Annotated in this window: 1 protein-coding gene; it reads left to right on the top strand. The window is 25.3% G+C overall.

What is annotated here, in order from left to right:
• A partial coding sequence (locus N5E64_RS15720; RefSeq protein WP_280038335.1) for a hypothetical protein occupies positions 1 to 409 on the top strand: 409 nt, incomplete at its 5' end.
• Positions 410 to 518: the final 109 nt, after the last annotated feature.

Here is a 518-nt window from a genome sequence, read left to right as displayed (position 1 = left end):
GAATGATAAGTCTTTATTAGAAAATAATTTAACTATAACAAAATATGCTGATTCTTTTGTTTATGAAATTCACTTGAAAACGAGTTCAACTGATTATTATTTAATTATTGATAAGAAAACATTTGCAGTGATAGAATTTTCTTTAATATCTTATAATCGTGATAAAGAAGTTTCTCCCAATAATTTTTTGCGTGAAGGAAAAGTTTTTTATAAATATCGTCCTCATAAAGGGAATTGGGTTTTGAAGGAAACTTCTGCAATTTGGAATGTGACTTATGAAAAAGAAAATGAAAAAACCGATTTAGACATGAATTTTAGTATAATTGTGAATGATTATAGTTTAAAACCTTTTCCTGAATTCAACAAATCGGTGAATGAGAAAATGGACATTCGTAGAAGTTTTAAATAATCGATTTATGAAGAAGATATTTTACTTATTTACATTGTTTACGATTTGTTTAAATGCGCAAATTGTAAATCTAAAAATATTAGACCTTTCTGATAATTTACCACTTGAT

The organism is Empedobacter sp. GD03739 (genome assembly GCF_029843245.1).
Taxonomy (GTDB): Bacteria; Bacteroidota; Bacteroidia; order Flavobacteriales; family Weeksellaceae; genus Empedobacter; species Empedobacter falsenii_B.
Note: the sequence above shows the minus strand (reverse complement) of the source record. Positions and strands in the feature narration are given on the sequence as shown.